At 63.4% G+C, this 5,526-nt stretch carries 6 protein-coding genes; all 6 read right to left on the bottom strand.

Annotation, left to right across the window (positions count from 1 at the left end; translation table 11 throughout):
• On the bottom strand, positions 1-728 hold a 728-nt coding region (locus tag EN993_RS30150), incomplete at its 3' end, for a YicC/YloC family endoribonuclease (RefSeq protein WP_164757901.1).
• A gap of 165 nt (positions 729-893) precedes the next feature.
• Positions 894-2,144 (bottom strand): endolytic transglycosylase MltG, encoded by a 1,251-nt coding sequence (gene mltG, locus EN993_RS30145; RefSeq protein ID WP_127265609.1) that lies wholly within the window; start codon positions 2,142-2,144, stop codon positions 894-896.
• 102 nt (positions 2,145-2,246) lie between these two features.
• Positions 2,247-3,509 carry a beta-ketoacyl-ACP synthase II gene (fabF, locus tag EN993_RS30140; protein ID WP_127265608.1) on the bottom strand — a complete coding sequence of 421 codons (1,263 nt, stop codon included), beginning with the start codon at positions 3,507-3,509 and terminating at the stop codon, positions 2,247-2,249.
• A gap of 34 nt (positions 3,510-3,543) precedes the next feature.
• Positions 3,544-3,780: an acyl carrier protein gene (locus EN993_RS30135; protein WP_006203723.1), complete on the bottom strand. Its 237-nt coding sequence runs from the start codon at positions 3,778-3,780 to the stop codon at positions 3,544-3,546.
• Between the two features lie 334 nt (positions 3,781-4,114).
• The gene (gene fabG, locus EN993_RS30130) at positions 4,115-4,852 is read right to left on the bottom strand and encodes a 3-oxoacyl-[acyl-carrier-protein] reductase (protein ID WP_127265607.1); all 738 of its coding nucleotides are present in this window, start codon (positions 4,850-4,852) and stop codon (positions 4,115-4,117) included.
• Positions 4,853-4,912: 60 nt separating this feature from the next.
• The coding region (locus EN993_RS30125) for an ACP S-malonyltransferase (RefSeq protein ID WP_164757900.1) at positions 4,913-5,526 on the bottom strand (614 nt) is incomplete at its 5' end.

Below are 5,526 nucleotides of genomic sequence, written 5' to 3'. Positions count from 1 at the left end.
CCCTCCAGCAATGCCCGACCGGATGCGACATGCGTTTTCAGCCGGTCGATCTCTTCGCGAATATCGGCTTTGGTGGCCAGGAACGCCGCCTCCATGTGCAGCCGGGTCGCGTCCAGATTGGCGGAAGCGTCCATCAAAAGCCTGACCTGCTCGGCGATGCGCTCGCGGATCGCCACCGTCTCGCGTGACGGATCCACTTCTGCCCGCAGCGTCAGCGCCTCGATTGTGTCGATATGACCCGACAACAGCAAAGCCAGCGCGGCACCCTCGCTTTGTCGTGCCTGTTCAAGCCCTTTCAGGGCCACATCGAGCGCGGCCATGATCGCGGCATCGAGCGCGGCCCTCGCTTCTTCGGTTTCGACAGTTTCGGGAATGTCGAGTACGCCGCGCAGCGACAGCAACCCATCTGATGTCGCGGGTGCAGCGCCGAATTGCTCCTGCAGCCGCTTGGCGAGCCCAGCCAGGTCCTTCAGGAAGGCTTCGTTGACGACCGGCTGCGCCTGCGCGCCGGCGGCCCGGCCGATGGTCAGCGTCGCCTGGAAATTGCCGCGCGCAAAACGCTTCTGAAGTAGCTGCCGGACGGCTGGTTCCAGCCGCTCGAAGCCTTGCGGCAGTCGCAGCCGGACCTCGACGCTCTTGCCGTTGACGGACTTGACCTCCCAGGCGATCGAGGTGCCCTCATGCTCGGCGACGGCATGTGCAAAACCGGTCATGCTCTGCAAATTCATATCGCCCACACGTCCCTGGTGCACCACCCCGAAACCGGCTTTCCGGAGAGGAGCAAGTGCGGCTTGAAAATGACTGCGCCGCAGGCGCGTCGAAATCGGACGCGGGGCGCTCTTCTAAATGTCAGGGCATCGCCTGGTGAGCAATGCCCTTCCTTATTCTACATTCTACTGGGCAGCGCCCGCGTCACCGCCGCTGTCGTCGCCACCGTCAACCGGCACACTGTCAGCCGGCTTATCGGCATTGCTGTCGCCTGCGCCAGTTGTGTTGGCGGCCTTGGCGGCCTCATCTGCCTGCTTCTTCTGCAAGGCGCGATAGCGGGCGACATTCTCGTTGTGCTCGTCAAGCGTCGCGGCAAAGACGTGCCCGCCGGTGCCATCGGCGACGAAGTAGAGGTCGTCGGTCTTCGACGGATTGGCCACCGCCTCCAGCGCTGCACGACCCGGATTGGCGATCGGCGTCGGCGGCAAGCCGTTGATCACATAGGTGTTGTAGGGCGTCTGCTTCTGGATGTCCGACTGGTAGATCGGCCGGTCCGCCGGCTTGCCCTTGCCGCCGAACAGCCCGTAGATGATGGTTGGATCGGATTGCAGGCGCATGCCCTTGGCAAGCCGGTTCAGGAAGACGGCGGCAACCCGTGAACGCTCGTCACCCTTGCCCGTTTCCTTCTCGACGATCGAGGCCAGCGTAACGAACTCTTCGATGTTGGCCAGCGGCAGATCCGGCGCGCGCCGCTGCCAGACATCGTCAACCAGCTTCTTTTGATCCGCCAGCAGCTTGTCGACCATCTGCTGGCGCGTCGCGCCGCGCGTGAAGCGCAGGGTGTCGGTGGCGAGACTGCCCTCTGGAGGCGTGGTCGCCGGCATATCGCCGCTCAAGGCAGTCTCGTCAGCGATGCGCTGCAGCGCCTGCTCGACCGTCAGCCCTTCTGGAATGGTCAGCGAATACATCACCGACTTGCCGCTCTTCAAAAGCTCCATGATGTCGCGCATGGAAGCCCTGGGCTTGACCTCGTACTCACCGGCCTTCAGCGCGTAATCATTGCCGAAGGCCCGCACGCCAAGGCGGAATACCCGGGCATCGCTGATCAGTCCGCGGCGTTCGAGCTGGTCGGCGATATCCTGGACGCCGGTGTTCGGCTTGACCAGGAAGGTGTCGCCATTGGCCGAGGGGCCGGGCTCGGTGAATTCCTGCTTGCCGAAATAGACCGCGACGCCAGCCGCCAGAACCATCAGCATCACCGAAGAGATGACGAAGTTCATGAACACGACGACCTGGCTGCGTGATGCACGCGAGCGCTTCGGCGGCGGCGTGCCGGCCTCCGGCCGCAACGCCTCGCTGGCCGTTTTCGGCACGATCGGGCCGGATGTCGCCGGCCGTTGCCCGAATTCTCCGTTGCCTGCCGGATTTGTGTTCATTTCGCCCTACCATTTGATCGCCCAACGAATCCCCAGCGGCAGAGTAGGGGCGAATATGGCAAAATTGACGGCACGCCAAAGCGTCGCCCGATAGCCTGACGATCAGCCATTGTAGCGCTGGAAGACCAGCGACGCGTTGGTACCACCAAAGCCGAAGGAATTGGACAGCGCCACGTCGATCTGGCGGGCACGCGGCTTGTTCGGCACCAGGTCGATCGCGGTTTCGCGCTCCGGGTTGTCGAGGTTGATGGTCGGCGGCGCGACATTGTCTCTGATGGCAAGGATCGAAAAGATCGCTTCGGCGGCACCGGCCGCCCCGAGCAGATGGCCGATCGACGACTTGGTCGACGACATCGAAATCTTCGACGCGGCATTGCCGACAAGCCGCTCGACAGCGCCGAGCTCAATCGTGTCGGCCATGGTCGAGGTGCCGTGGGCGTTGATGTAGTCAACATCGGCAGGTGTCAGCTTGGCCCGATTCAGTGCGGCCGTCATGCAACGGAACGCACCATCGCCATCCTCGGCGGGCGCCGTGATGTGATGCGCGTCGCCGGTGAGACCATAACCCGTCACCTCGGCATAGATCTTGGCGCCGCGCGCCTTGGCATGCTCGAGCTCCTCGAGCACGACAACGCCGGCGCCCTCGCCCATGACGAAGCCGTCACGGTCGCGATCATAGGGGCGCGACGCCGTTTGCGGCGAATCATTGCGCTCCGTCGACAGCGCCCGGCACGCGGCGAAGCCGGCGATCGAAAGCCGCGTCACCGGCGCTTCGGCGCCACCGGCGACCATCACGTCGGCATCGCCCCACATGATCAACCGGGCAGCATCGCCAATGGCGTGCGCGCCAGTCGAACAGGCCGTGACGACGGCATGGTTCGGACCTTTCAGCCTGTGCCGGATCGAAACCTGCCCGGAGACGAGATTGATGATCTGGCCCGGGATGAAGAAAGGGCTGATGCGGCGCGGGCCGCGTTCCTTGAGGATCATCGCGTTCTCGGCGATGCCTTCGATGCCGCCAATGCCGGAGCCGATCAGGACGCCGGTGGCGCACTGCTCGTCATGCGTCTTGGGTTCCCAGCCGGAATCCTTCAGCGCCTCGTCTGCGGCGGCAATCCCGTACAGGATAAAGTCGCCGATCTTGCGCAATTCCTTCGGCTCGAGCACGGCCTCGGGATTGAAGGTGGCATTGCTGCCATCGCCACGCGGAATGACGTGGGCGATCTTGCAAGCAAGATCCTCCACCTCGAACTCGGTGATGCGCTTGGCAGCGCTGCGGCCGGTCAGAAGTTCCTTCCAGCTGTGCTCAAAGCCCATGCCGAACGGCGACAGCAACCCAAGGCCCGTGACGACGACACGCCTCATCGCAGGTCCTCCCCGGTGATGACTGCAGAAAGCGTCAGGCCGAAGCCTTGTCGATGTACTTCACCGCATCGCCGACGGTCAGGATGGTCTCGGCTGCATCGTCGGGGATCTCGACGCCGAATTCTTCTTCGAACGCCATGACGAGTTCGACCGTGTCGAGGCTGTCGGCGCCCAGATCGTCGATGAAGCTCGCCTGCTCCGTCACTTTGTCGGCATCGACGCCAAGGTGCTCGATGACGATCTTCTTGACGCGCTCTGCGGTGTCACTCATTTGGGCATCCTCGTCTTTTGTTTGTCTGTCTTCGTTAGCGGGCAGAATGCCGCTAATCAAGCTGAAAGATGGTCCTGCCGGAAACGCAACGGCTACAGACCGGTTTTTGCCCGAACCGCCGGGTTGCGGGCCGCATTACACGAAAAATAGCTGAGGTCCAAGCCGAAATGGTCTCTTTTCACAGCCCGCCGGACCTTGTCCAGAATTCGCCCTGCCGGATCATATGGTGCGGTTTTCGAGAACCGGAGCGGAGCATACTTGGAGTACGCGAGCACCGGAAGCGCAGACTAACCGTAGCAGATGGCCGGCAAGGTGGAATTATCAACAAGGCCCGTCAGATCATCGCCATGCCGCCATTTACATGGATGGTCTGGCCGGTGACGTAGGCGGCTTCGTTGGAGGCGAGATAGGCAACGGCGGACGCGACTTCAGCGCTGGTGCCCATGCGGCGCGTCGGGATCGCCGCCATGATCGCCTCCTTCTGCTTGTCGTTGAGCTTGTCGGTCATCGCCGATTCGATGAAGCCCGGAGCGACGCAGTTGACGGTGATGTTGCGGGTGGCGATCTCCTGCGCCAGCGACTTGGAAAAGCCGATCATGCCGGCCTTGGAGGCGCAGTAATTGGTCTGGCCGGGATTGCCGGTGACGCCGACCACCGAAGTGATGTTGATGATGCGGCCGCGGCGGCGGCGCATCATCGGGTGGGTGAGTTCGCGGGTCAGCCTGAACACGGCGGTCAGGTTGACCTCGAGCACGGTGTCCCAGTCGGCATCCGACATGCGCACAAACAATCCGTCCTTGGTGATGCCGGCATTGTTGACCAGGATGTCGACGCCTTCGAGATCGGCCTCCGCCTTCTGGCCGAGCGCCTTGACCTCGTCACGGTTCGACAGATTGGCCGGAAACAGCTTGACCCGGTCGCCAAGCTCGGTGGCGAGCGCCTCCAGTTTCTCGATGCGGGTGCCATGCAGGCCGACGATCGCGCCTTGCGCATGCAGCACTCTGGCGATCGCCTCGCCGATGCCCCCGGATGCGCCGGTGACGAGAGCCTTGCGGCCAGTCAATTCGAACATTTTTGTCTCCTGATTGAGAAGAGAACACCCTGTTTTACAGGGATGGGATCAAATGACGCTTTATGCAAGCGCTGCCAATGCCGCCTCGACCTCAGCCGCAGAGCCGACCGACGCGGTGGCGATGTCGCGGTTGATGCGCCGCACCAATCCCGAAAGCACCTTGCCGGCGCCAATTTCGTAAAGCGTAGTGACGCCATTTGCGCCGAACCATTCCACCGTCTCGCGCCAGCGCACGCGGCCGGTTATCTGTTCGACCAGGCGGCGGGCGATCTCGTCCGGATCGCTCGACGGCGCCACAGACACGTTGGAGACGACCGGGACGGCCGGCGCGTTCTTTGTCACACCGGCGAGTGCGTCGCGCATGACGTTCGCGGCCGGCGCCATCAGCGCCGAATGGAAGGGCGCGGATACCTGCAGCATCAGCGCGCGCTTGGCGCCCTTTTCCGTGCACAATTTTGCCGCCAGTTCGACCGCGGCCTTGGCGCCGGAAATGACCAGCTGGCCGCCGCCATTATCGTTGGCGATCTGGCAAACCGCCCCGTTGGCCGAGCTTTTGGCGGCTTCTGTGCAGGCAGCCTCGACATCGGCCTGCTCCAGTCCGATGATCGCCGCCATGGCGCCCTCGCCGGCCGGCACCGCCGCCTGCATGGCATTGCCGCGGATGCGCAGCAGCC

The organism is Mesorhizobium sp. M7D.F.Ca.US.004.01.2.1, assembly GCF_003997785.1.
Lineage (GTDB): Bacteria > Pseudomonadota > Alphaproteobacteria > Rhizobiales > Rhizobiaceae > Mesorhizobium > Mesorhizobium loti.
The sequence above is the reverse complement of the archived record's forward strand: the minus strand, read 5'-3'. Positions and strand labels throughout refer to the sequence as shown.

What these genes read in the sequence shown, in the direction of transcription:
- EN993_RS30135 (WP_006203723.1), bottom strand. Translation starts at nt 3,780, where the DNA reads ATGAGTGACACCGCAGAGCGCGTCAAGAAGATCGTCATCGAGCACCTT.
- fabF (WP_127265608.1), bottom strand. Translation starts at nt 3,509, where the DNA reads ATGAGGCGTGTCGTCGTCACGGGCCTTGGGTTGCTGTCGCCGTTCGGC.
- fabG (WP_127265607.1), bottom strand. Translation starts at nt 4,852, where the DNA reads ATGTTCGAATTGACTGGCCGCAAGGCTCTCGTCACCGGCGCATCCGGG.
- mltG (WP_127265609.1), bottom strand. Translation starts at nt 2,144, where the DNA reads ATGAACACAAATCCGGCAGGCAACGGAGAATTCGGGCAACGGCCGGCG.